This window comes from Thermotoga sp. RQ2 (assembly GCF_000019625.1).
GTDB lineage: Bacteria > Thermotogota > Thermotogae > Thermotogales > Thermotogaceae > Thermotoga > Thermotoga maritima.
This window is the reverse complement of sequence record NC_010483.1, coordinates 201,255-225,138: the sequence shown is the minus strand read 5'-3', so window position 1 is coordinate 225,138 and position 23,884 is coordinate 201,255. Positions and strand designations below refer to the sequence as shown.

The window sequence follows — 23,884 nt, the reverse complement described above, 5'->3', positions numbered from 1 at the left end:
AATCACCTCGCAAAACTCTTTATCAGCCCTTCTACAAGCAGATCCCAGCCGTTTGCCATGACGAAAATGAGAATTTTGAAGGGCAGAGAAACGAAAACCGGAGGTATCATGATCATTCCCATCGCTAACAGTATGCTGGCCACTATCATGTCTATCACTATGAAAGGCACGTAAAGAACAACTCCCATTTTGAAGGCAACTTCCAGTTCTCCCAGAACAAAGGCTGGTATCAGAACGGCATTCGGTGCTTCTTCGATTTTTGCGATTTCAATGCCGGAGTTTTTCGCGAGCATGAAAACGTTATCCTCGTTGTGGTGATTCTTCAGTTCGTTGATCATGAACTCTCTTATACGGGTGTTTACCCGTTGAAACATCTCCTGATAGCCTATTTCTTTGTTCAAATACGGCGTTATGGCATTGTTGTAGATATCGTTCCAGACGGGCTGCATGATGAGAAATGTGAGAAAAAGGGCAAGACCTATCATAACCTGGTTAGGAGGAGTTTGACGCGTTCCAAGAGCGTTTCTGAAGAGTGAAAAGACAACGATTATGCGTGTGAATGAGGTGAAGAGAACGAGGATGGAGGGTGCAAGTGCCAGAACGGTGAGTACGAGAAGGATCTCGAGAGTAACGACGAGGTCCTCTGGTTCTTCGGCAGGTCTTACACCTATGGATATCGAAGGAAAAGGTATTTCCTGAGAAAAATACAAAAGGGGAAGAAAGATCAAAAGAATCAGAAGAAGCTTTCTCATTTAATTTTTCTCCCCAGCTTTTTGAAGAACATACTGGAAAAAGATTTTTCTTCGTAGTCCTCCAGTTTCTTTATGACGGTGGCACCGGAATCTGTTACCAAAATGACGAAGTATTCATCGATTACCCTGACAATGGCGATGAAAGTTTTCCTATCCAGGTAGTGTCTCTCCAGAACGGAAATGCTGGATCCCTTTTGAATGAAGGTTCCCCGCTTCACAAAATAGTAAACCAGAAGAAGAAAGAAGAGAACTATTCCGAAAGCCAGAAGAAACTGCAGAATCCCACTCATGGGATTTCACTTCGAAACCTTGTTGAGAGCCTCTACCACCCTGGAAGGCTGGAAGGGTTTCACAATGAAGTCTTTCGCTCCAGCTTTTATAGCTTCTATGACCATTGCCTGCTGTCCCATGGCACTGCAGACGATGATCTTTGCGTTGGGGTCGATCTTCATGATCTCTTTGATCGCATCGATACCGTTCATCTCCGGCATGGTGATGTCCATCGTGACGATGTCCGGTTTGAGTTCCTTGTATTTTTCAACGGCTTCACGACCGTTTGTTGCTTCCCCTGCAACTTCGTATCCCGCTTTTGTGATGATATCTTTCAACATCATCCTCATGAACGCTGCATCATCGACTATCAAAACTCTCTTTCCCATCTTTTACACACCCTCCTTAACGGTTATTTCTTCGATTATCTTGTCGATATCCAGATAGATGATGAGCCTTCCGTCGGTTTTTACAAGACCCTTTGATTTTTTACCGAATTTATCGGACACATTTGTCAAATCGAGCTGATTCTCGGTTATTCTCAGGACTCCCAGGACTCTATCAACAAGAAATCCCACTTCTACATCCTTCGTTCTGGCGACAATTATACTCTTCATCTTTTGCTCGTCGAATGAAATACCCAGAATCTTCGCAAGGTTCACCACAGGAATGATTCTTCCTCTTAGATTGATCACACCCTCTACGAAGTGTCTTGATTTTGGCACAGGTGTTATATCGGATTTCTCAATCACCATTTCTATGTTGTCGACATCAAAAGCCAGTGCCTGTTCATCTATTTCGAAAGATAGAACTTCGAACTCTTTCAAAGCATCCGCCAATGTTTTCACCCCCGTTATACAATGCCGGAGACGTTGATTATCAGCGCTATACTACCATCACCGAGAATAGCTGCTCCGCTGAATTCCTTCACCTCAGAGAACACCTTTCCAAGAGATTTTATCACGATATCGTCCTGACCGAGAAGATCGTCTACGACGATACCGTACTTCCTGTTTCCTACCCTCACAATAACCGCTTCCATCTCCTCCAGTTCTTCTTTGTGCTCTATTTGAAGCACTTCCCATAGGCGGTAAACGGGTATCACTTCTCCTCTTATGACTATCACATCTCTGTCCTGAACTCTTTGAATATCCTCTTTTGAAACGCTGAGTATTGTGTCTATGTTCGCTATCGGAATCGCGTAGACGAGATTGTTGACTTTGACGAGGAGCGCCTGAATGATGGCCAGAGTGAGCGGTAGTCTTATCGTAACTTTTGTTCCTTTATCTTTCTCGCTTTCTATGCTTATGCTACCATTCAAAGATTCCACCACATTTTTCACGACATCCATTCCCACGCCTCTTCCGGAGACTTCTGAGACTTTTTCCTTTGTGGAGAATCCCGGAACGAAGAGGAAGTTCAGAATCTCCTGATCAGAAAGGGTAGCGGCCTTTGATTCATCTATGAGTCCCTTTTCTATGGCTTTTCTGATGATCTTTTCCTTGTCTATACCCCTTCCGTCATCTTCGACTTCTATTACCACGTTGTTTCCCTCGTGACGTGCCGAGAGAATGAGTGTTCCAATGGGGGGTTTTCCTTTGGCTATTCGTTCTTCTTTGGGTTCTATACCGTGGTCGATGGCGTTTCTCAGGAGATGGAGCAGGGGTTCGCCAATTTCTTCAACGAACGTTCTGTCGAGCTCTGTGTCTTCTCCTCTCATGATGAAATTCACTTCTTTGTTCATCTTTTTGGCAAGGTCTCTCACCATTCGAGGGAATCTGTTGAAAACAAAGGAGATGGGAACCATTCTGATCTTCATCACAACATTCTGAAGGTCTAAGGTGATCCTGCTGAGATGAGACAAACTCTCATCCAGTTCTTTTATGTTGTATTTCTTGAGCGTTTCCAGTATTCTGCTCCTTGCGATGACCAGTTCTCCCATCAAATCCATCAAATTGTCCAGTTTCTCTATATCTACCCTGACTGTTTGCGAAATAACCTTTTTTCTTTCAGTCTTTTCCTCAGTTTTTTTAGTTTTCTCTTCTTTCTCGGTTCTTTTCTCAGCCCCTGATTCTTCGGTGACGGCGGTTACTTCTTTTATTATTACCCTCTCTATATCGGCGATGCTTGACAGAGCTTCAGAGAGTTTCTCCAGATCCACAGGGGAGATTACGAAGAGTTCCACTTCGTTTTCGAATTTCTCTTCTTCTATCTCTTCAACCGAAGGAATCGTTCTCACAACTTCACACTTCAGTTCCTCGAGCTTGTGGAAAACGAGGTAAATCCTGGCGGATTTCAACTGCGTTCCTTCTTTGAGAATCACTTTAATATAAAACGTTTTGAAACCCTTGTTTCTCGCTTCCTGAAGAACGTGGGCAACTTCTTCAGGAAGAACTACGACTTCTTCATTGCTTGTTGATTCTCCTTTGTGTTCTTCCTCACCCTTTGTTTCCGTTTCATTTTTGATTTCTGAAGGCTTCTCTTTTCCCGATGATGCAAAGCTTTTTATGGTGTCGGAGAACACGTCTATGTTTTCTCCGATGTCGTCACTTCCCTCGGAGACGATCTTATCAACCATTCTGGTTATCATATCGACCCCCGCGAAGATCTTATCGAGGAGATCGGAAGTTATCTTTATCTCGCTGTTTCTGGCTTTATCGAGGATGTTTTCTAAGGTATGGCAGAGCTTCGCCATACTGGAAAACCCCATTGTACCTGCCATTCCTTTCAGGGTATGAAGAGCCCTGAACGCTTCGTTTATGAGTTCCATATCTTCGGGATTTTTCTCCAATTCGAGGAGGGTATCGTTCAGATTTTGAAGGTATTCTTTTGTCTCATCGACAAACACTCCGAGATATTCTTCCATCATACTCTTTCACGCCCCTTCAAGTATTTTCTGAGATTTTCCAGGGCCATCATAGCGGATCTGGTTCTTATCATGTTTCGGTCGCCTGTAAAATTATACCTCATAGTAATGTGTTCATGTTCAAAGATATCTATGAAAACTGTACCTACGGGTTTCTCCGGAGTACCACCTGATGGGCCTGCTATTCCGGAGATAGAGACGCAGATATCTGCACCGGTGAGTTTTTTAAGACCCTCTGTCATCTCCTGCACACATTCTTCGCTCACCGCGCCGTGTTTTTTGAGAGTGTCCTCTCTAACACCGAGGATGTGTTTTTTCAGATCGTTGCTGTAGGCTACCACACCTCCTATGAAAACCTCTGAAGCCCCCGGCACGTTCACCACCAAAGATGAGAGCATGCCACCCGTGCAGGATTCTGCAACGGCGAGCGTTTTTTTCCTGTCTTTCAGGAGTCTAACCACGACTTCTTCCATCTTTTCGTCGTTTACACCGTAGAGGTGTTCGCCAGTCTTATCGAGAATCTTTTTCACCATCTCGTCCAGATATTCTTTGTTCTTCATATGGGTGGTCAATCTGAGTCGTACTCCTTCTACATGATCGGCCATGGTGGCTACTTCCACTATGTTCTGGGAGTAAAGAATATCTTTCAAAAGATCTTCGAGAACGGCTTCGGGAATGCTGTAGTATTTCAAAACAACCTGATACAGGGCATCTGGAGTTCTCAATCGATCTTTCAGTGCGTTGAACATGGGGATCAGCTCTCTGGGAGGTCCCGGCAGGAGAATCACGATTTTCCCATCCACAGTGAGGAGTTGTCCTGGAGCACTTCCCACAGGGTTGTCCAGAACTTCGGCACCGTCTATTACTAAAGCCTGTCTTTCAATGTTCTGCGGTATTTCAGAATGGTATTTTTTTATCTTCTCTTTTATCTTCGAGAGGAGTTCTTCATTGAGTTTGAGACTCCTGTTCAGCACTTTTGCGACTGCATCCCGGGTGAGATCGTCCTGTGTGGGGCCGAGTCCTCCTGTGAGGATGAGTAGATCGACCTTGAGAAGGAGGGTTTTCACTTCTTCTGAGATGGAGATCAAATCATCTCCTACCGTTGATACCTTGACAACTATATATCCCAGATTCTTCAATTCCTGGCAGAGAAACTGTGCGTTTTTGTTGAGTATCAAACCTTCCAGCAGTTCACTTCCGATAGTGATGATCGCTGCTTTCTTCATACGATCCCTCCTCAGTGATATGATAACACACAGGGGGATGTTATGAGAGAAAAGCTCTTTTGGATTCTTAAAAAGTACGGTGTGAGCGATCACATCGCGAAGGCTTTTCTGGAAATACCCCGTGAGGAGTTCCTGACGAAGTCCTACCCACTCTCTTACGTTTACGAGGATATCGTTCTGGTTTCCTACGATGATGGAGAAGAATACAGCACTTCCAGTCAGCCCTCTTTGATGGCGCTGTTTATGGAGTGGGTGGGTCTGGACAAAGGAATGAGAGTCCTCGAAATAGGCGGAGGAACGGGTTACAACGCTGCCGTGATGAGCAGAGTTGTGGGTGAGAAAGGCCTTGTGGTCTCCGTGGAATATTCGAGGAAAATCTGCGAGATCGCGAAAAGGAACGTGGAACGCCTTGGAATAGAGAACGTTATTTTTGTCTGTGGCGATGGATACTACGGTGTTCCGGAGTTTTCCCCGTACGATGTTATCTTCGTAACAGTCGGTGTGGATGAGGTGCCGGAGACGTGGTTCACTCAACTCAAAGAAGGTGGGAGGGTGATAGTACCTATCAATTTGAAACTTTCAAGAAGACAGCCCGCTTTCCTGTTCAAAAAAAAGGATCCGTATCTTGTGGGAAACTACAAACTGGAAACCAGGTTCATAACGGCAGGGGGCAATCTCGGAAATCTTCTCGAGAGGAACAGAAAGCTTTTGAGAGAATTTCCATTCAACAGAGAGATCTTACTCGTACGTTCTCATATCTTCGTGGAGCTGGTGGATCTCCTCACCAGGAGACTCACAGAGATTGATGGAACGTTCTACTACGCTGGGCCAAACGGCGTGGTAGAGTTTCTCGATGACAGGATGAGAATCTACGGGGACGCTCCAGAGATAGAGAACCTTTTAACTCAGTGGGAAAGCTGCGGCTACAGGAGCTTCGAATATCTCACGCTTCATGTGGGTTACAACGCTTTTTCACATATATCCTGTTCTATTTGACCGTCTCTTATTCTTATAACCCGGTCCGCTTTCTCTGCTATTCTTTCATCGTGAGTCACGACCACCAGTGTGGAATTCTCCTTCATTTCCATCAGAAGATCTATGATCATTCTCCCCGTCTCGTTGTCCAGAGCACCGGTGGGTTCATCTGCCCATATGACTTTTGGATTGTGGACGATGGCCCTCGCGATGGCGACACGCTGTTTTTCCCCTCCGGAGAGTTCTTCGGGGAACCTGTCGCACTTGTGAGCCAGCCCCACTTTCCTCAAGATTTCGAAGGCTCGTTCTCTTGCCTCTTTTCTGTTCACACCCAGAATGAGCAGAGGTAGTTCCACATTTTCAATGGCGGTGAGGACAGGAACGAGATTGAAGAACTGGAACACAAACCCCATGTTTTCCGCTCTGAACCTCGTTCTTTCCTCTTCTGAGAGCGTGTACAGGTCTGTTCCATGGATTATCACAGTTCCCCTTGTAGGGCGATCCACACCAGAAAGACAATTCAGAAGCGTTGTCTTTCCAGAACCGGAGGGGCCCAGTATCACAACAAACTCTCCCGTGTTTATTCTTAGATTTATACCCTTCAAGGCTGTTACTTTCTCTTTCCCATTGTATTCCTTCCACAGATTGTGAACCTCGATCAAAGCCTTCACTCTCCTTCCTTCATGGCTTCGAGTGGTGAGAGTTTTGACATCATGAGGCTCGGTATCACCATAACGGCTGAAGCAAGGGCGATCACTGTGAGGAGCGAAAGAAGGATAGAAGCTGTTGGTACGGAAACCATGAAAGTTCCGAGGCTTTCAGACATCGCTTCTGAAACGAAATACCCCATGAGAACACCTGAGACGGTACCTATGAGTATTCCTCCGAAGAGGAAGAAAAGGTGTTCTATCAGGAAAGAAGCTACCAGCTGGTTTATTTTCATCCCCACGGCACGGAGTGTTCCCATTATCTTTATCCTGGAAAAATACGATTTCAGAACGAAGAGTAAGAGCCCGGAGGAGGCGGATAAGAATCCAAACAGGAAAATGAACTTTATCACGCTGACGAGCCCCTCTATTCCGCTGTAGAGTTTTTTGAATTCTTCATCCAAAAAGAAAGGATAGGCAAACTTTGAAAAGTAAAACTGTTTCACGCTGGAAGCACTGCTCTCTTCAACTCTTCCAAGGAGCAGGGATAGGGGTTTTACGTCACTGGGAACGTTTGAAATCGGTGCAATCATGTCGATCGGAACCAGATAATCGTTCTTGTTGTAGATCCCCGCTACTTTAAACTTAACTTCTTTTCTTCCACCGAGCGGAAGGATGGACTTCAGAGTACCTGTTATTTCTTCAAGATCAACGGGATCTCCTATCAAGGCGGTATCAGAGGCTTCCAGAGATCTCGCAGATCCCCGGAGAAGCTTCAGCGTTGAGTTTCTAAAGAACGATTCATCAACGAAAGCGATCATTTTTTCTCCTCTTTCCGTTTTCAAAGTGTAGAGGTAAACTCTGGAAGGATCTTTCAGTTCCTCGTGGACGGGAAGAGATGTTTTCGCCAACAAGGACCTGAATGGATTTTCCAGAACCAGAAAGTTGTATCCAAAGAGACCTCCTTTCACCTTTTCTTGAACGAATCGGTCCGCGCTGGCCGATAGTATATTGAAAACAGTGACGGAGAAAATCAGGAAAGCGAAGGTCAGGGAAACTGTGATGCCTTTCTTCGGAAAGCGCTGGACGTAGGACAATCCTATCAGTAGGGAAAGATTGCCCCTGGACATGAGGTTGTTGAAAACGTTTTTTGAAAGAAGAACCACCGAAAAAACCAGAAGAGTCACACCAAAGAAAATGGCGGACCCTTTGTTCAGAGATGAAAAGATGAAGGCTTTCTCACTTTGAAGATTCAAACTGGAAAAGAGCCCCATACCGAGATTCAAAGTACCGAGAGCCATCATGATGAATGGATTTCTGAGTTTGATGGCGATGATCAGTGACAGCAAAACCACAGAAAACACCCGAAGTTCGGAGAAGAAAAGAACGAAACTCAAAAGCACAGCAAAGATCACGAGTTTCCAAGAGACATCCAGCTGTTCTCTCATTTCTCTGTAAATGGGTGGTTTTCCCGTTATTTCTCTCGCTTTCAGAAAGAAAAGGAACATCGGGAAAAGAACCCCGAGTCCAAGGGAAAGAAGAAGTGTACTGATCGAAAGGTGAAATCCTATTTTATCAAAGTGGAAAAACGAAGATGAGATCACATCAACGACTTCCTGAAAACGACTCAAAAGAAACTTTCCGACGAAAATTCCGATCAACACACCCACTGATGCCGATATCAAAGAATACATGAATCCTTCCAAAAGCAGTATTCCCCACTCTTCCATCTTTCTTAGTCCTATCTTTCGCAGAGTCACGAGTGTGGAGCTCCTGTCTCTTATCACGTCCTCACAGAACATGTAAAAAACCAGGAAACCAACGAAGATCGAAATACCGGAAAAGGCGAGTGTCACGTAGGCAAGGGATTTGTTGATCGGAGATTTGAGAAAGCTGTACTTTATATTCCTCACCCTGAGATTTGTTTCTATGGTTGTTTCTTCGTGCTTTTCAACCGGAAGATCGTAGTGAAGGTAACACTTCGTGGGAAAAACTCCGTCAAAATCTTTCACGTTGATGAAAACAGTTCCCGAGAGGCTCGCCGATTCGCCTTTGAAATTCAAAAAACCTTTCTCACCGATTTTTACAACGGTGAATTCCTTACTCCCCGATGAGAAAAGCAGTGTGATTCTGTCTCCCACCTTCAAGTTCATCAGTTCTGCGATGGATTTTCCAACTAAGGCCTCTCCTGGATTCAAAGTCAGTGACTCGCCAACGAAATCTGAGAGGTATTCCGGTTCTGTGGCTATCACGAGAACGTCCAGAGTGCTGTTTAGCCTGGCGCTGTCTTCTGAGACCGGGAGAACACCTTTCACTTGTTTTTTCAGGTTTTCTATTTCAGAATCGTCGATTTTTGAGGTTGCAAATGAGAAAAAGAGAAAGGAAGGGCTTTTTGGCTCCGCCACGGCATCTGCGTTGCCGAAGTTTTCTTCTATCCTTTCCCATTTCCACACGTTTATCGAATCCGAAAGGGACAGCGCTCCCGTTACCAGTGACAAGCTGATTGCCAATCCTAAGATCACAACGAGGGAGATTTTCAAATTTTTTGTGAAGTTTCTCAGAGCGATTTTCAAGATCACAGATGTTCCCTCCACAAATGTTAGAATTTTCTTCGGAGGTGTCGCTTTTGGATTCAGTAAAGAACATTCTTCTCGAGTACGGACTGAGATTTCAAGAACCGCAGATAGAAAAGGTAGATAAGTACATTGAGGAACTCCTGGGAGTTCCCTACAATCTCACCGCTCACAGGGATTTAGACTCTGCTGTCCATAAAAATGTTGTAGAAATTCTCCTTCCTTTGAAAGAAGAACTGAAAGGGACACTCCTGGATGTGGGTTCAGGTAATGGTGTCCCAGGGCTTATTTTAGCGATCTTTTTCCCGAAACTCAAGGTGGTACTTCTGGATTCCAGAGAAAAGTCGGTGAATTTCCTCAGAGGAGTGATAGAAAAGCTGGATCTGGGAAATGTCTCCGCTGTCAAAGAGAGGGCGGAGAACTTTTCCAGAGAAAGGCGAGAGGAATTCGATTACGTAACAGCCAGGGCCGTGGCGCGATTGAACGTTCTGGTGGAGATCTGCACTCCAGCACTGAAAACCGGCGGAAAACTTCTTTTCTACAAAGGACCTTCATACATAGAAGAGTTGAAAGAGGCGCAGAGAGCCATGAAAGAGCTGAAGGTGGAACTCGAAGAGGTACGAGAGTATTCTCTAAAAACCGGCGAAAGAAGGGCGCTATTGATACTCAGAAAATACGAGAGTTCTCCTGAAAAATATCCAAGGAGGGTGGGTGTACCATTCAAGAGGCCTTTGTTGTGATTGAAAAAGGTGTTTTTCCTGGAGCGTTGAACATGGCCATCGATAGTCTGATGGCGGAGTGGTCCGCGAATATGAACTCGGTGTTGTTCAGATTCTACGGTTGGGAAAGGCCCACCGTTTCTCTGGGTCGTTTTCAAAAGGAAGACGGAATAAACGTTCCCGATTGGATAGATGTTGTGAGAAGACCCTCTGGAGGCAGGGCTCTGCTCCATCACCGGGAGATCACCTATTGTTTAGCAGTCCCTAAAAAAATAAATTTTGGGAAGCTTTCTGTTTTGGAATTTCACAGGCTTGTACACAGTTTGATAAGGGACGCTCTTGTGGAAGCCGGGTTGCACGCCGAGTTGTCAAGCGAAAGGCGGGGAAACACGGCGCTTTGTTTTGATGCTCCGTCGAGGTACGAGATCGTTATCAACGGTGTCAAAGTGGTGGGAAGTGCCCAGTTCAGAACGGCCGAGTCCATCGTTGAACATGGATCCATAGTTTTGAAGCAGGATATCGATCTTCTGAAAACCATCTTTGGCGAGGACGTTCCTCCTTTGAAGGGCATCCTGGATCTCTACGATGTTGATGTGAAGGCTATGGAAGAAAGAATCTTAGCGCAGTTTGAGAAGGTTTTCGGTACTTCGAGGAAGATACAGCTGGACAGCAGTATGTTGAAAGAAGCGAGGGAAAGATCCCCTCTTTATAAGGTGAGGAGGAGATAGTTTGGGGAAGCTGATCATAGTGGGAACACCTATAGGGAACCTCGAAGATATCACCATCAGGGCTTTGAAGACGCTCAGGGAGGTTGACCTGATACTTGCGGAGGACACCAGAAGAACCATGGTTCTTCTCAACAAATACAGAATAAAAAAACCGCTTCTTTCTTTCAACGAGAGGAACTCGAAGAAAAGAATAAAAGAAATTCTGCCGCTTCTCAAGGAAGGGAAGAAAGTAGCCATTGTCAGCGACGCGGGAATGCCGGTGATCTCCGATCCGGGATACAACCTCGTGGAGGAATGCTGGAGGGAAGGCATAGAGGTGGATATCGTTCCGGGACCGAGTGCTCTGACGAGTGCCGTCGCGGTGAGCGGATTTCCCGGCTCGAAGTTCATCTTCGAGGGTTTTTTGCCGCGCGGAAAAAACAGAAGAAGACTCCTCAAATCCTTGAAGAAAGAAAACAGAGTAATCGTGTTTTTCGAGTCACCGGAAAGGTTACTCTCAACTCTGAGAGATATTCTGGAGATAATTGGGGATCGAGAAGTGTTCATCGCAAGAGAAATGACGAAGCTTCATCAGGAATTCTTCAGAGGAAAGGTGAGCGAGGCCATTTCGCACTTTGAAAAGAAGAAACCTCTCGGTGAGATTACAGTGGTGCTATCTGGGAAGGAGTGAGAACGTGAAGCAACCTTTTGAAAGAATTCTCAGAGAGATCTGTTTCATGGTGAAGGTGGAAGGCAGAAAGGTGTTGAGAGACTTCGGCATAACACCGGCTCAGTTCGACATTCTTCAGAAGATCTATTTCGAAGGTCCCAAACGTCCAGGAGAACTCAGTGTTCTGCTGGGAGTTGCGAAGAGCACGGTGACCGGTCTGGTGAAAAGACTCGAGGCGGATGGTTATCTGACGCGCACTCCAGACCCCGCGGACCGGAGAGCCTACTTTCTGGTTATAACGAGAAAAGGAGAGGAGGTCATAGAAAAGGTCATCGAACGAAGGGAGAATTTCATCGAGAAGATCACAAGCGATCTTGGTAAAGAAAAATCCTCAAAGATACTCGACTATCTGAAGGAGTTGAAGGACGTTATGGAGAGAAATTTTTCCAAACAATAAACCGGCCGTTCACGGGGTGTTTTCAAGGATGTTTTAAGGTTGAAGAGGGAGGTGAAGTCTTTGAGAAAGATCCTTGTTCTTGGGTTGGTAGTGATAAGCATTCTCCTGCTTTCACAGAACATAAAGGATTTAGAACCAGACTCTCCGTTTTTCGAAGCCGTGAACTACGTGGTGAAAGCGGGCATCATGGAGCTCGATGACAAGGGGAACTTCAGGGGAGCGCTCCTCGTGACTCGATACGACGTGGCGCAGTACATCTACAGACTGGTCATGAGATTCGAACTTGAAAAACTCAAAGAAAAGCTCCCGCTGCTCGATGAGCTCGATATTGTAAAAGCAGCCACGATCGCTCTAGATGAACGAACTTCCAATCTAGAAAAGAACTACAATTCTTTGAACTCTCGTGTTGATTCTGCTGTACTCGAAATTACCTCCACGGCGAGTGAAGTTTCAGAGTTGAAGACAAAGATCGATTCTCTGGAAGAAGCGTTCAACAATTTATCTCTGGCTTTCACCAGCTTCAAGCAGGAAACGGCTGGAATAGATTCGGAGATACTGAGGAGAATAGACGTTGTGGAAAAAAACCTCAAGAAGCTTGAAGAGAGTTCACAACAGAATACCTCGAGACTGACTCTTCTGGAAAAGAATCTGGAAAACGTGTCAAAAGAGATGACCTCTCTTGAAGGAGCAATCACTCAGCTCAGCTCAGACACGCGCAACCTTCTCGCATGGAAACAGGACGCGGGCGAGGATATCCTCATGCTGAAGGGAAGAACAGGAAGTCTTTCAGAAGAGTTGAACCAGCTTCGCAAAGAATTGGACTCACTCTCCTCGGATGTGGTGAATCTGAAAAACGAAATGAACCAGAAGGTTTCTGTCGTTTCCAGCAGAGTCTCCGCTCAGGAGGAAAAGGTCTCTGATCTGGAAAAGAGTATCCTTCAGACAACAGCAAAATTTCAGATGCTGGAGTCCAGCGTGGAAAACCTGAAAAGCGATCTGGAAAACCTGAATAAACGTTTCTCCGGACTGGAAGAATCCGTCGCTGAAGATCAGCAAAACAGAACGACAATGGAGAGTGAAATCCAGGATCTGAAAAAGCAGGTGAGCGACCTTTCAAAGAAGATCGAAAGGCTCTCTTCGGACTTGACAGCACTTTCCCAGAGGGTGGAAGAAAAAGAGAAATCTTCGCTCCAGATGGATACCAGTACGCTGATGGTGATCGGCGCTGGTGCTCTTGCTCTTCTTTTGGGAATCATTCTTCTTGTGGGGCGATGAGCGTGACAAAGGGAATAGCGTTCGCGGCGGGAGGAGTCAAAGGGGCGGCTCACGTTGCTTTCCTGGAGAAATCTGGAGACGTGTTCGATGTGATCACCGGATCATCGATAGGAGCCGTTGTAGGTGGTCTGTACGCGCTCTACGGAGAGCCCGCTTTGGTGAAAGACATCACCTTTTCCCTTATGAAGAAACACTTCGAAGACCTGAAGAAGACGGAATCGGAGAACACCTGGAGAGGATTGTTTCAGCGCTCTCTTTTCAAGGCGGACCTGCTGTTTTCTGTTCTCAAAGAGGCTTTTGGTAGAAAGAAATTTTCTGACTGCAAGAAGACGCTCGGTGTTGTGGTCTTCGATACAGAAAACATGGATTCTCTCCTTGTGACAGAAGGATTTCTGATAGATGCCGTCGTAGCGAGCAGTTCTGTGCCGGGATATTTCGAGCCGATCTGGATAGGAGGGACTCCCTGTCTGGATGGTGGGGTTCTTGCACCCACACCGGTTTCTCAGGCGCGGGAACTCGGAGCAGACTTCGTCGTAGCTTCCGCTTTCAACAGAGAGAGAAAAGACGGATTTAAGAATCATTTCGAGATGTTCTTTGTGATGGACAGGTGGAAGGAGATTCTCCTGGAAAGAGAAGAACTTTCAAAGGCGGATTTTGTGGTGATGCACGATGTGAACGAGCCCTGGAACGCCTTTGATAAGTACGAAGAAATCTACAGAAAGGTACTTAAAAATCTAAGGGGAGTGATTTTACCCTGGTAATTTCGTTCGGTGGAGATAGCGGTGCTTATCTGGGAGTCATAGGGGTGCTGAAATTTTTAAAAGATTCGAAAGTCGATTTCACGGTGAGGTGCTGTGGAATTTCCTCCATTCCCTGCGCTCTTTTTTTCCTTACAAGATCTACTAACAGGACGTACTCGATTCTGGTGAAGGAATGGAAGAACATTGAAAAGCTTCTCGATCCTTTCTTCACGAAAGGCATAGATCAGCTTTCAATGGTGGATGCTCTTCGAATACTGATGAGAATCGGTGACACGCTGAACGGTGTTCGAAATCACGAGCGCCTGTACAGGTACATAGATTCGCTGTTCCCCGCACAGAAAATCCCAGGAGGTCTTGAAATCTGGGTTTTCGATCTTTTTGAAGGAAAGGAAGTGGTTTTCAAAGAGGGGGACGATTTGAGAAAAGCGCTCAAGATTTCTCTTTCCTTTCCGATACTCTACCGCCCATACGAAGACAGGTACGTTCCCATCACCTGGATCACGGGAGTTCCCGAAGGAGAGCTGACTATCCTTTTCGATGTGGAGAAAGAAAAGAATCCCCCCAGAAACGCGCTCGAGTACCTGTTTTTGTCGACAACAGCCAGAACAAAGCATCTGGAGAAAGAAAGAATAAAAAAGGCTAAAAGCTTGAGAATAGCATGTTCTTCCCTTTCTCCGGTTTCTACAACGAGACGCGCTTACGAAGAGTTCTCCAGGTTCTTTGAGGAGGTGGTTCTGTGAAAAAGTTGTTGATCGCGTTCTTCATCCTTGTGAGTCTTTTCGCATTCTCAAAGACGATCCACATAAAAGCAGATTTTGTGAAGCCTTCTGATGAAAGGATAGAGTATTCCGGAAACGTTGTTCTCAAGATCGAAGAAGAGAACTTTACGCTGACTGCGGACAATTTAATCGTGAAAAAACTGAGTGGAAAGTGGAGAATAACGGAAGCGAGTTCATCTGTGACTGTGACCCTTGAAGATGGGGAGTTGAAAGGAGATAGCCTCATTTACGATGTGGAGACCAGAGTGGGAACTATCACGGGAAATGTGAAAGGTGAGTTCATCGATAAAACCAGTACAGAAACGATCTATATAGAGTGCGAACAAATCACCTTCGATCTTGAAGAGGACGTTTTCCAGGGAACTGGAGAGGTGAAGATTCAGAAGGGTTCAGTTGTGGCAAATTCCGAAGAGGTGGTTTACAGAAGAAAAGACGGTATCATAGAACTCCTCCGCAGTGTGAGGTTGAAGGATAAAGAAAAAGATCTGGAAATGGAAGCAGAGAGAGTGGTCATGGATCTTGAAGAAGATACAATGGAAGCGAGTTCTGTGACCGTCACCTTAGAGGTGGAGTGAATGAGGGTCATCACCACACACAGGTCACCCGATTTCGATGCCTTCGCTTCCTGTGTCGCGGCAAAGAAGCTGTTTGATGACCACATTATAGTTCTGCCTTCCAATCCAGCGAGGAATCTTTCCGATTTCCTCAAGGTTTACTCGGATCGGTTTGAATTCGTCTGGGATCATGAGTTTGAAGGTGAGATCACAGAACTTGTGATCGTCGACGCACCTTCTCTGGACCGCATACCGGAGAGCATCAGAGAGAGAAGCCAGGGGGCGAAAATAACTGTTTACGATCACCACGTAGATGAAAGTCCTTACGATGGAATGGTATCGAAGGTAGGAGCCACGATCACGATACTCGTTGAGCTCATTCGGGAGAAAAATATACCACTGGATCCCACCGAAGCCACTCTTTTCATGATCGCTCTCTACGACGACACGGGAAATCTCCTTTTTTCTTCAACCACACCGCGGGATCTGGAGATAGCGAAATTCCTTCTGGAGAACGGGGCAAATCTCGATGAAGTGGCACTTTACACAAGAGAAGAACTCACCCCCAAGCAGATGGAACTGCTGGACAAACTGATAGAGAACGCACGTGATTATGAAGTGAACGGTGTTCCGATAACGATCTCGTTGATAGAGTGCGAGGATTTCGTTGGGGGAATGGGGCTGATTGTGAGTAAAGCCTGGGAAATGATGGGAAAGGAAACCTTCATAGCGATCGTGAAGATGGGAAAGAAGATCTACGTTATTGGAAGAACCGGTTCACCAGATGTGGATCTCGGCTCTCTCATGAAAGACCTCGGGGGAGGCGGACACACGAGGGCAGCCTCTGCGACTATCACCGGAAAAGAGATCGACGAGGTTTTGAAAGAAGTTTTGAATAGACTCCATGATCACGTGGTGCCACTCCTCCGCGCAAGAGATATCATGTCCTCTCCCGTGAAGGTGGTCCTATCTAACATGACGATAAAAGAAGTGGATAGGTTGATGAAGCAAACCGGACACAGTGGATTTCCAGTCGTTGAAGGAAACAGGCTGGTAGGTATTGTTACGAAGAAAGCGGTCGAAAAGGCGATGAACCATGGTCTGGGAGACAGGCCTGTGAAATCCATCATGTCGACGAACCTGGTGGTGGCGACCCCTGATACTTCTGTAACCAGGTTAAGAGAACTCATGGTGGAGCACGCCATAGGACGAATCCCCATACTGGAAAACGGTATTCTCGTGGGCATCGTGACAAGAAGTGACGTTCTGAGGGCGATATTCGGAAAACCCTTCAAAAAATACGTAATGCCGGTGTTTCAGGCGAACGGACAGATATTCAGAGACGTTTCAAAGCTCCTCGTGGAACGGGTGGATCCGAAGATTTTGAATCTTTTCAGACTCCTCGGGAAGTTCGGTGATGAGGTGAACATGCCCGTTTACGTTGTGGGAGGTTTCGTCCGCGATCTTCTACTCGGTATAAAGAATCTCGATGTAGACATCGTTGTTGAAGGCAACGCGCTGGAATTTGCCGAGTACGCTAAACGTTTTCTACCGGGAAAACTGGTGAAACACGACAAATTCATGACCGCCTCTCTTTTTCTGAAGGGAGGCCTCAGAATAGACATCGCAACAGCAAGACTGGAGTACTACGAATCACCCGCCAAACTCCCCGATGTGGAGATAAGTACGATAAAGAAAGATCTCTACAGGAGAGACTTCACGATAAACGCGATGGCTATAAAGCTGAATCCGAAAGATTTCGGATTGCTGATCGATTTCTTTGGAGGATACAGAGATCTGAAGGAAGGAGTAATACGGGTTCTTCACACCCTGAGTTTTGTAGACGATCCCACAAGGATTCTACGTGCCATTCGGTTTGAGCAACGTTTTGACTTCAGAATAGAAGAAACAACAGAGAGGCTCCTGAAACAGGCCGTTGAAGAAGGTTACCTTGAGAGAACAACTGGACCACGTCTCAGGCAGGAACTGGAGAAAATACTCGAAGAGAAAAACCCCCTGAAGTCGATCAGAAGGATGGCACAGTTCGATGTGATAAAACATCTGTTTCCAAAAACCTATTACACACCTTCCATGGACGGGAAGATGGAAAATCTCTTCAGAAACATTCCGTGGGTGGAGGAGAACTTCGGAGAGGTTGACAAATTCTACGCGGTGCTCCACGTGTTCCTTGAGTTCTACGACGACGAGAGCTGGAAAGAAGTGAGGGATAGATATTCTCTTCGCAGGGATTTGATAAATGAAATCAGGCATGTAGAAAAGAGTGCCCCCGCTCTTTTAGAAATGCTTTCAGAAAGGGTTCCTGCTTCCTTTGTTTATCCTCTCGTGAAGGGAGTTTCGAACGAAACGATCTGTCACTTCTTAGCGTATCTCAGCGGTGAGAAAGAAGAGCTGTTCAAATCTTATCTTTTGAAGATAAAGAACACAAAGCTCGAAAAGATAAACGGGGAGTATCTAATCAGAAAAGGAATAACATCCGGTAAAATAATTGGAGAGGTTCTCGAGAAGATTCTCATGAAAAAACTCGATGGAGACACAAGAGATGAAGAGGAGATACTGGAGGAAGTCCTGGCATCATTAGAAACGGAGGGATAAGATGAGTCTGAGGGATAAGATCGAAGAATTGAAGAAAATTGAGAAAGAGATTGAACAGGGTGGCGGTCCTGAGAAAGTAGAAAAACAGCATGAGTCTGGAAAACTCACCGCCTGGGAAAGATTAGAACTACTCCTCGATCCAGGAACGTTCGTGGAGTTCGACAAGTTTGTGAGACACAGAAACACGTACTTTGGGCTCGACAAGCTGAAACTTCCAAGGGATGGAGTCATTACAGGTGTGGGAGAGATAAACGGAAGAAAAGTCGCCGTTTTCTCTCAGGACTTCACGGTGATGGGCGGCTCACTGGGAGAAATGCACGCGAAGAAGATCGCGAAACTCCTCGATCTGGCTCTCAAGATGGGAATACCGGTGATCGGTATAAATGATTCTGGAGGCGCACGGATTCAGGAAGGTGTGGATGCACTCGCCGGTTACGGCGAAATATTTTTAAGGAACACCCTCGCTTCCGGTGTGGTGCCGCAGATCACCGTGATAGCTGGTCCCTGTGCAGGTGGGGCTGTCTATTCTCCCGCCCTAACCGATTTCATCGTGATGGTGGACCAGACCGCCAGGATGTTCATAACGGGGCCGAACGTGATAAAGGCGGTGACGGGTGAAGAGATCTCCCAGGAGGATCTGGGAGGTGCCATGGTTCACAATCAAAGGAGTGGGAACGCCCACTTTCTGGCAGACAACGATGAAAAAGCCATGTCGCTGGTGAGGACACTCCTTTCGTACCTCCCTTCCAACAACGCCGAAGAACCGCCCGTTGAGGATCCCGATACCAGTCTGGAAACTCCGGAGGACATTCTCGACATCCTTCCGGACAATCCGAACAAGGGGTACGATGTGAGAGAAGTCATCAAAAGGGTCGTGGACCACGGAGAGTTCTTCGAAGTCCAACCGTACTTTGCAAAGAACATCGTCATAGGCTTTGCCAGAATCCAGGGAAAGACAGTGGGAATAGTGGCGAATCAGCCTTCCGTACTCGCCGGTGTTCTGGATATCGATTCCTCCGACAAAGCGGCGCGTTTCATCAGGTTCCTTGACGCCTTCAATATTCCTATTCTGACCTTCGTGGACACTCCTGGTTATCTCCCCGGTGTCGCTCAGGAACACGGCGGTATCATAAGACATGGAGCGAAGCTGCTCTACGCGTACAGCGAGGCAACGGTCCCGAAGATCACGGTCATTCTCCGAAAGGCCTATGGAGGAGCGTACATCGCCATGGGAAGCAAACATCTGGGGGCGGATATGGTGCTTGCCTGGCCGTCCGCTGAAATCGCGGTCATGGGGCCTGAAGGCGCTGCGAATATTATCTTCAAAAGGGAAATAGAGGCTTCTTCCAATCCAGAAGAAACGAGAAGAAAGCTCATCGAAGAATACAAACAGCAGTTCGCGAATCCGTACATAGCAGCGAGCAGAGGATACGTGGACGCGGTGATAGATCCGAGAGAGACAAGAAAATACATAATGAGGGCACTTGAGGTCTGCGAAACGAAAGTTGAGTACAGGCCGAAGAAAAAGCATGGAAACATCCCTCTGTGAGGTGAGGTAATGATCACCATCTTTCTGTTCGGAATAGTGACAGTATTTTTTGTATTTCTTATTCTGTATTTCTTCTCTATTGTTTTGAAATTCTTCTCGGGAAAAGAGAGACCCGCTGTTGTTGAAGAAAAGAAGACCAGGTATTCAGGAGAGAACGAAGAATTGATAGCAGTTATCTCGGCGGTGCTTTCGCAGGTAATCGAAGGTGAATACAGAATAGTTTCTGTGAAAAAAAGCAGAGAAAAACGAGGGTACGAAGCGTGGAAAAAAACTGGCTGGAGGAGGAGAAGATGGTCAGAAAGTTCAGAGTGGTGGTGAACGGAAAGGAATACATTGTGGAAGTGGAAGAAATAGGAAACGTTCGTAAAAAGGAATCAGCTGAGAAACCAGCGAAAGAAGTGTCTCAGAAAGTAATTCAGGAAATTCCCAAGGAAGAACCAAAACCAGTTGTGATGGAAAGAGAAGAGTCTCCAGATCAGGAAGAAAAACTGGTTAAGGCTCCCATGGCGGGCATCGTGTTGAAGTTGCTTGTAAAAGAGGGTCAAAAGGTGAACGTGGGAGATAAACTGCTTGTCTTTGAAGCCATGAAGATGGAAAACGAGCTTCAGTCCGAGTTTTCTGGAACAGTAAAGGAGATCCTCGTGAAAGAGGGAGACAACATAGAAACAGGTCAGATACTAATGAAGATCGTGTAAGGGGGGATGAAAATGGAACTGAAAGTGGTGACGTTCAAGCTGGGAAATCAGGTGTTCGGTGTTGACATCATGAAAGTGGAGAGCATCGTCGAAGTGGAAAAGATCGTTCCTGTTCCAGAGACGGCAGAGTACATAGAGGGAGTCATGAACCTCAGAGGAAAGATCATTCCGGTGGTGAATCTCAGAAAGAAGTTCAAGATGTCGGATATGGAAGACAAAAAGAAGGCGAAAATCATTGTTTCGATGGTGAAAGACACACTGGTAGGTTTCTTAGTGGACGATGTGAGCGAGGTTTTGACCCTCACAGAGAGTGACATCGAACAGCCTCCTCAGAGTCTTTCGGGAAAAGGAAAAAAATACATTCTCGGGCTTGCTAAAGTTCGTGACGATATTGTGATCATTCTGAACATAGAAGAGGTTCTCACTTCGGAGGAACTGGTGGAGATCAGCAACATCAACGTGTGAAAACAGGAGGTGCATCGATGAGAATAACCAACACCCTGACAGGAAAAAAAGAAGAATTTGTGCCCATTCAACCCGGTGTTGTGAGGATGTACGTGTGCGGACCCACCGTGTACGACCTCATCCACGTAGGGAACGCGAGACCCGCGGTGGTATTCGATGTGTTCAGGAGGTACCTCGAGTACAGGGGTTACAGGGTCATAATGGTTCAGAATTTCACAGATATAGACGACAAGATCATAAACAAGGCGAATCAGCTCGGTGTCGATTACAAGACCGTGGCGGATACCTTCATAGCCGAGTACTGGAGAGACGCTCATGCCCTCGGTATAAGACCGGCGAATTTTCATCCAAGAACCACCGATTTTGTCGACGATATTGTTGAGATAATAGAAAGACTTGTAGAAAAAGGGGTTGCGTATCAAACGGAAACGGGTGTCTATTTCGACGTGAGAAAGTTCGAAAAGTACGGTGAACTCTCAAAAAAGAAGATAGAGGATCTCATCGCGGGTGCCAGGGTCGAGGTGGACGAAACGAAGAAGTTTCCTCTCGATTTCTCTCTCTGGAAAAAGGCCAAACCTGGTGAACCCTGCTGGAAGTCTCCCTGGGGAGAGGGAAGACCAGGTTGGCACATAGAGTGTACGGTTATGTCCGTAAAAATCCTGGGAGAGAGTTTCGATATACACGCGGGTGGGGAAGATCTCGTGTTTCCGCACCACGAGAACGAGAAGGCCCAGGCCGAGGCTCTGACCGGTAAGGTTTTCGCGAGATACTGGATGCACAACGGCATGGTCAGGTTCCTCGGTGACAAGATGAGCAAATCGACGGGAAACATCTTCACCGTCCGTGAAGCCGTGAAAAGGTACGGCAGAGACGGTCTGAGGTACATGATTCTCTCAAAGCATTACAGGTCGCCGATGGACTTCTCTGAAGAACTCCTTCAGGATTATTCCAGGGCGGTCAAACGTGTTTGGGAGATCCTGGGACGATACGAAAAATCTGGAGACATCGGAATACCTAAGAGAAACGCTGTTTACGAAGAGTACGTTAATCGTTTTGTGGAAGCTCTCGACGACGATTTCAACACACCGGTGGCTGTGTCCTTGATTTTTGAACTCGCGAGAAACCTCAGCAAAGCGATGGATGACAACGACCGTGAAGATGCCCTTCTCTACTATCACCTGATCAGAAGGGAGTTTGGCCCCGTTCTGGGACTTTTCGATCTCAACGAAGAGAAGAAAGAAGTTTCCTCTGAAGAACTACTCAAACTGCTGATAGAAGTGAGAGATGTCTTGAGGAAGGAAAAAAGATACGATCTTTCTGATCGAATAAGGGATCATCTCAGGGAGATTGGAATCATTTTAAAGGATACCCCTTCGGGGACAGAATACACTGTCGAGTGAGGTGATTTTTCGTGTGGAAACATGTAAAACAGGTTGATCCCGAAATATACGAAGTTCTTGTGAACGAGTTGAAGCGTCAAGAGTACGGCCTGGAGCTGATCGCCTCTGAGAACTTCGCGTCACTCGCTGTCATAGAAACCATGGGAAGCATGCTCACCAACAAGTACGCGGAAGGATACCCGCAGAAGAGGTACTACGGTGGCTGCGAATGGGTGGATCGAGCAGAAGAACTCGCTATAGAGAGAGCGAAGAGGTTGTTTGGAGCCAAATTTGCGAACGTTCAGCCGCACTCCGGTTCTCAGGCGAACATGGCGGTTTATCTGGCACTCGCCCAGCCCGGAGACACGATCATGGGAATGTCCCTGTCTCACGGGGGACACCTCACCCATGGAGCGCCGGTGAATTTCTCAGGGAAGATCTTCAAGGTGGTACCCTACGGAGTCAATCTGGAAACGGAAACGATAGATTACGATGAGGTCAGAAGACTCGCCCTGGAACACAAGCCAAAGATAATCGTTGCGGGTGGAAGTGCTTACGCCAGGATCATCGATTTCAAAAGATTCAGAGAGATAGCCGATGAGGTGGGAGCATATTTGATGGTGGATATGGCTCACTTTGCCGGACTCGTCGCTGCAGGAATTCATCCGAATCCTTTGGAGTACGCCCATGTGGTGACTTCTACCACACACAAGACCCTCAGGGGACCCAGAGGTGGTTTGATACTCACGAATGATCCGGATATCGCCAAAGCCGTGGATAAAACCATCTTCCCTGGCATTCAGGGCGGTCCTCTCATGCACGTCATAGCGGCGAAAGCCGTCTGTTTCAAAGAAGCCATGACGGAGGAGTTCAAAGAGTACCAAAATCAGGTGGTCAAAAATGCTAAAAAGATGGCTGAAGAGTTCCAGAAACGAGGTTACAGGATCGTTTCTGGAGGAACTGATACACACTTGTTCCTGGTGGATCTCACACCAAAAGACATAACGGGTAAAGCGGCGGAAAAGGCCCTGGAAAGCTGTGGTATCACAGTGAACAAAAACACCATTCCCAACGAAAAGAGATCTCCGTTCGTGGCGAGCGGTATCAGAATAGGAACACCCGCTGTTACAACCCGCGGAATGAAGGAAGAAGAGATGGAAGAGATCGCCGAGATGATAGACCTGGTTCTTTCAAACGTGACCGATGAAAACGGAACGGTGAAACCAGAGGTGAGGGAAGAGGTTTCAAAGAGGGTAAGGGAGCTCTGCGAAAGGTTTCCTCTGTACCGCGACAAGATCGAAGGGGTGGAAATATGAAGAATCTCGTTGTAGTGGATCATCCCCTCATAAAGCACAAACTCACGATCATGAGAGACAAGAACACCGGTCCAAAGGAGTTCAGAGAACTGCTCAGAGAGATAACGCTCCTCCTCGCGTACGAAGCCACGAGACATTTGAAGTGCGAGGAGGTAGAGGTGGAAACTCCCATAACGAAAACGATCGGATACCGTATAAACGATAAGGATGTCGTGGTGGTTCCTATTCTCAGAGCCGGTCTTGTGATGGCGGATGGTATTCTTGAACTGCTTCCAAACGCATCGGTGGGCCACATAGGAATATACAGAGATCCGGAGACGCTTCAGGCGGTGGAATACTACGCCAAGCTGCCTCCTCTCAACGACGACAAAGAGGTCTTTTTGCTGGATCCCATGCTGGCAACGGGTGTTTCTTCGGTAAAGGCCATCGAGATTTTGAAGGAGAACGGGGCGAAGAAGATCACGCTGGTGGCTCTGATCGCGGCTCCAGAGGGAGTGGAAGCGGTGGAGAGAAAATACAAAGATGTTAAAATCTACGTTGCGGCACTGGACGAGCGCCTCAACGATCACGGTTACATCATTCCCGGTCTTGGAGATGCGGGCGACAGACTCTTCAGGACAAAATAGAAGAAGGTGA

Annotated in this window: 25 protein-coding genes; 17 read left to right on the top strand and 8 right to left on the bottom strand. The window is 46.6% G+C overall.

The features are described from left to right. Nucleotides 1–2 precede the first annotated feature (2 nt). Genes fliP through TRQ2_RS01150 form a run of 6 tightly spaced genes read right to left on the bottom strand, consistent with a single transcriptional unit; the run spans nt 3 to nt 5,114 of the window. Nucleotides 3–752: a flagellar type III secretion system pore protein FliP gene (fliP, locus tag TRQ2_RS01175; protein ID WP_011942906.1), complete on the bottom strand. Its 750-nt coding sequence runs from the start codon at nt 750–752 to the stop codon at nt 3–5. Then, nucleotides 749–1,042, bottom strand: coding sequence for a flagellar biosynthetic protein FliO (locus tag TRQ2_RS01170; protein ID WP_012310404.1), 294 nt, complete (start codon nt 1,040–1,042; stop codon nt 749–751). The genes fliP and TRQ2_RS01170 overlap by 4 nt, the downstream gene beginning before the upstream one ends. 6 nt (nt 1,043–1,048) lie before the next feature. Next, nucleotides 1,049–1,411 (bottom strand): chemotaxis protein CheY, encoded by a 363-nt coding sequence (gene cheY / locus TRQ2_RS01165; RefSeq protein ID WP_004081049.1) that lies wholly within the window; start codon nt 1,409–1,411, stop codon nt 1,049–1,051. Between the two features lie 3 nt (nt 1,412–1,414). Continuing rightward, nucleotides 1,415–1,870 carry a chemotaxis protein CheW gene (cheW, locus tag TRQ2_RS01160; RefSeq protein ID WP_010865187.1) on the bottom strand — a complete coding sequence of 152 codons (456 nt, stop codon included), beginning with the start codon at nt 1,868–1,870 and terminating at the stop codon, nt 1,415–1,417. Nucleotides 1,871–1,875: 5 nt separating this feature from the next. After that, nucleotides 1,876–3,891, bottom strand: a complete 2,016-nt coding sequence (gene cheA / locus TRQ2_RS01155) for a chemotaxis protein CheA (RefSeq protein ID WP_012310403.1) — start codon at nt 3,889–3,891, stop codon at nt 1,876–1,878. Continuing rightward, on the bottom strand, nt 3,888–5,114 hold the full coding sequence (locus TRQ2_RS01150) for a competence/damage-inducible protein A (RefSeq protein ID WP_012310402.1): 1,227 nt from the start codon (nt 5,112–5,114) through the stop codon (nt 3,888–3,890). The genes cheA and TRQ2_RS01150 overlap by 4 nt, the downstream gene beginning before the upstream one ends. A 42-nt stretch (nt 5,115–5,156) precedes the next feature. Between TRQ2_RS01150 and TRQ2_RS01145 the strand changes: the two genes are divergently transcribed. Continuing rightward, the gene (locus tag TRQ2_RS01145; protein ID WP_012310401.1) at nt 5,157–6,110 is read left to right on the top strand and encodes a protein-L-isoaspartate O-methyltransferase; all 954 of its coding nucleotides are present in this window, start codon (nt 5,157–5,159) and stop codon (nt 6,108–6,110) included. On the opposite strand, the gene TRQ2_RS01140 is transcribed toward TRQ2_RS01145, so the two are convergent. Together TRQ2_RS01140 and TRQ2_RS01135 are read right to left on the bottom strand one after the other, a co-directional pair. Beyond that, a complete protein-coding gene (locus TRQ2_RS01140; protein WP_004081034.1) occupies nt 6,074–6,751 on the bottom strand; it encodes an ABC transporter ATP-binding protein in 678 nt (225 codons plus the stop codon). The two genes, TRQ2_RS01145 and TRQ2_RS01140, sit on opposite strands and share 37 nt — an antisense overlap. Before the next feature lie 5 nt (nt 6,752–6,756). Beyond that, a complete protein-coding gene (locus TRQ2_RS01135) occupies nt 6,757–9,315 on the bottom strand; it encodes an FtsX-like permease family protein (RefSeq protein WP_004081033.1) in 2,559 nt (852 codons plus the stop codon). 47 nt (nt 9,316–9,362) lie between these two features. Here TRQ2_RS01135 and rsmG point away from each other — a divergent pair, with 47 nt between their 5' ends. Genes rsmG through upp form a run of 16 tightly spaced genes read left to right on the top strand, consistent with a single transcriptional unit; the run spans nt 9,363 to nt 23,874 of the window. After that, nucleotides 9,363–10,049, top strand: coding sequence for a 16S rRNA (guanine(527)-N(7))-methyltransferase RsmG (gene rsmG, locus TRQ2_RS01130; protein WP_012310400.1), 687 nt, complete (start codon nt 9,363–9,365; stop codon nt 10,047–10,049). After that, nucleotides 10,046–10,756, top strand: coding sequence for a biotin/lipoate A/B protein ligase family protein (locus tag TRQ2_RS01125; RefSeq protein WP_012310399.1), 711 nt, complete (start codon nt 10,046–10,048; stop codon nt 10,754–10,756). The genes rsmG and TRQ2_RS01125 overlap by 4 nt, the downstream gene beginning before the upstream one ends. A gap of 1 nt (nt 10,757) precedes the next feature. Next, complete coding sequence (gene rsmI, locus TRQ2_RS01120; protein WP_004081030.1) at nt 10,758–11,426, top strand: 16S rRNA (cytidine(1402)-2'-O)-methyltransferase; 669 nt, start codon at nt 10,758–10,760, stop codon at nt 11,424–11,426. 4 nt (nt 11,427–11,430) lie between these two features. Continuing rightward, a complete protein-coding gene (locus TRQ2_RS01115; RefSeq protein WP_012310398.1) occupies nt 11,431–11,862 on the top strand; it encodes a MarR family winged helix-turn-helix transcriptional regulator in 432 nt (143 codons plus the stop codon). A 60-nt stretch (nt 11,863–11,922) separates the two neighbouring features. Then, nucleotides 11,923–13,137 carry an S-layer homology domain-containing protein gene (locus TRQ2_RS01110; RefSeq protein ID WP_011942902.1) on the top strand — a complete coding sequence of 405 codons (1,215 nt, stop codon included), beginning with the start codon at nt 11,923–11,925 and terminating at the stop codon, nt 13,135–13,137. Next, nucleotides 13,134–13,898, top strand: a complete 765-nt coding sequence (locus tag TRQ2_RS01105; protein ID WP_029683478.1) for a patatin-like phospholipase family protein — start codon at nt 13,134–13,136, stop codon at nt 13,896–13,898. The genes TRQ2_RS01110 and TRQ2_RS01105 overlap by 4 nt, the downstream gene beginning before the upstream one ends. 44 nt (nt 13,899–13,942) lie before the next feature. Continuing rightward, a complete protein-coding gene (locus TRQ2_RS01100; RefSeq protein ID WP_011942900.1) occupies nt 13,943–14,638 on the top strand; it encodes a hypothetical protein in 696 nt (231 codons plus the stop codon). Next, the gene (locus TRQ2_RS01095; protein WP_011942899.1) at nt 14,635–15,252 is read left to right on the top strand and encodes an LptA/OstA family protein; all 618 of its coding nucleotides are present in this window, start codon (nt 14,635–14,637) and stop codon (nt 15,250–15,252) included. The genes TRQ2_RS01100 and TRQ2_RS01095 overlap by 4 nt, the downstream gene beginning before the upstream one ends. Continuing rightward, complete coding sequence (locus tag TRQ2_RS01090) at nt 15,253–17,844, top strand: CBS domain-containing protein (protein WP_012310396.1); 2,592 nt, start codon at nt 15,253–15,255, stop codon at nt 17,842–17,844. A gap of 1 nt (nt 17,845) precedes the next feature. Continuing rightward, nucleotides 17,846–19,393, top strand: coding sequence for an acyl-CoA carboxylase subunit beta (locus tag TRQ2_RS01085; RefSeq protein WP_012310395.1), 1,548 nt, complete (start codon nt 17,846–17,848; stop codon nt 19,391–19,393). A 9-nt stretch (nt 19,394–19,402) separates the two neighbouring features. Then, nucleotides 19,403–19,711 carry an OadG family protein gene (locus TRQ2_RS01080; RefSeq protein WP_012310394.1) on the top strand — a complete coding sequence of 103 codons (309 nt, stop codon included), beginning with the start codon at nt 19,403–19,405 and terminating at the stop codon, nt 19,709–19,711. Beyond that, complete coding sequence (locus TRQ2_RS01075; RefSeq protein ID WP_012310393.1) at nt 19,684–20,088, top strand: biotin/lipoyl-containing protein; 405 nt, start codon at nt 19,684–19,686, stop codon at nt 20,086–20,088. Before TRQ2_RS01080 ends, TRQ2_RS01075 begins: the two co-directional genes overlap by 28 nt. A gap of 12 nt (nt 20,089–20,100) precedes the next feature. Next, entirely contained in the window at nt 20,101–20,553 is a 453-nt protein-coding gene (locus TRQ2_RS01070) for a chemotaxis protein CheW (RefSeq protein WP_012310392.1), read from the top strand. 17 nt (nt 20,554–20,570) lie between these two features. Next, entirely contained in the window at nt 20,571–21,953 is a 1,383-nt protein-coding gene (cysS, locus tag TRQ2_RS01065; protein WP_011942893.1) for a cysteine--tRNA ligase, read from the top strand. An 11-nt stretch (nt 21,954–21,964) separates the two neighbouring features. Then, nucleotides 21,965–23,248 (top strand): serine hydroxymethyltransferase, encoded by a 1,284-nt coding sequence (gene glyA, locus TRQ2_RS01060; protein WP_012310391.1) that lies wholly within the window; start codon nt 21,965–21,967, stop codon nt 23,246–23,248. Further along, entirely contained in the window at nt 23,245–23,874 is a 630-nt protein-coding gene (upp, locus tag TRQ2_RS01055; RefSeq protein WP_011942891.1) for a uracil phosphoribosyltransferase, read from the top strand. Before glyA ends, upp begins: the two co-directional genes overlap by 4 nt. Nucleotides 23,875–23,884: the final 10 nt, after the last annotated feature.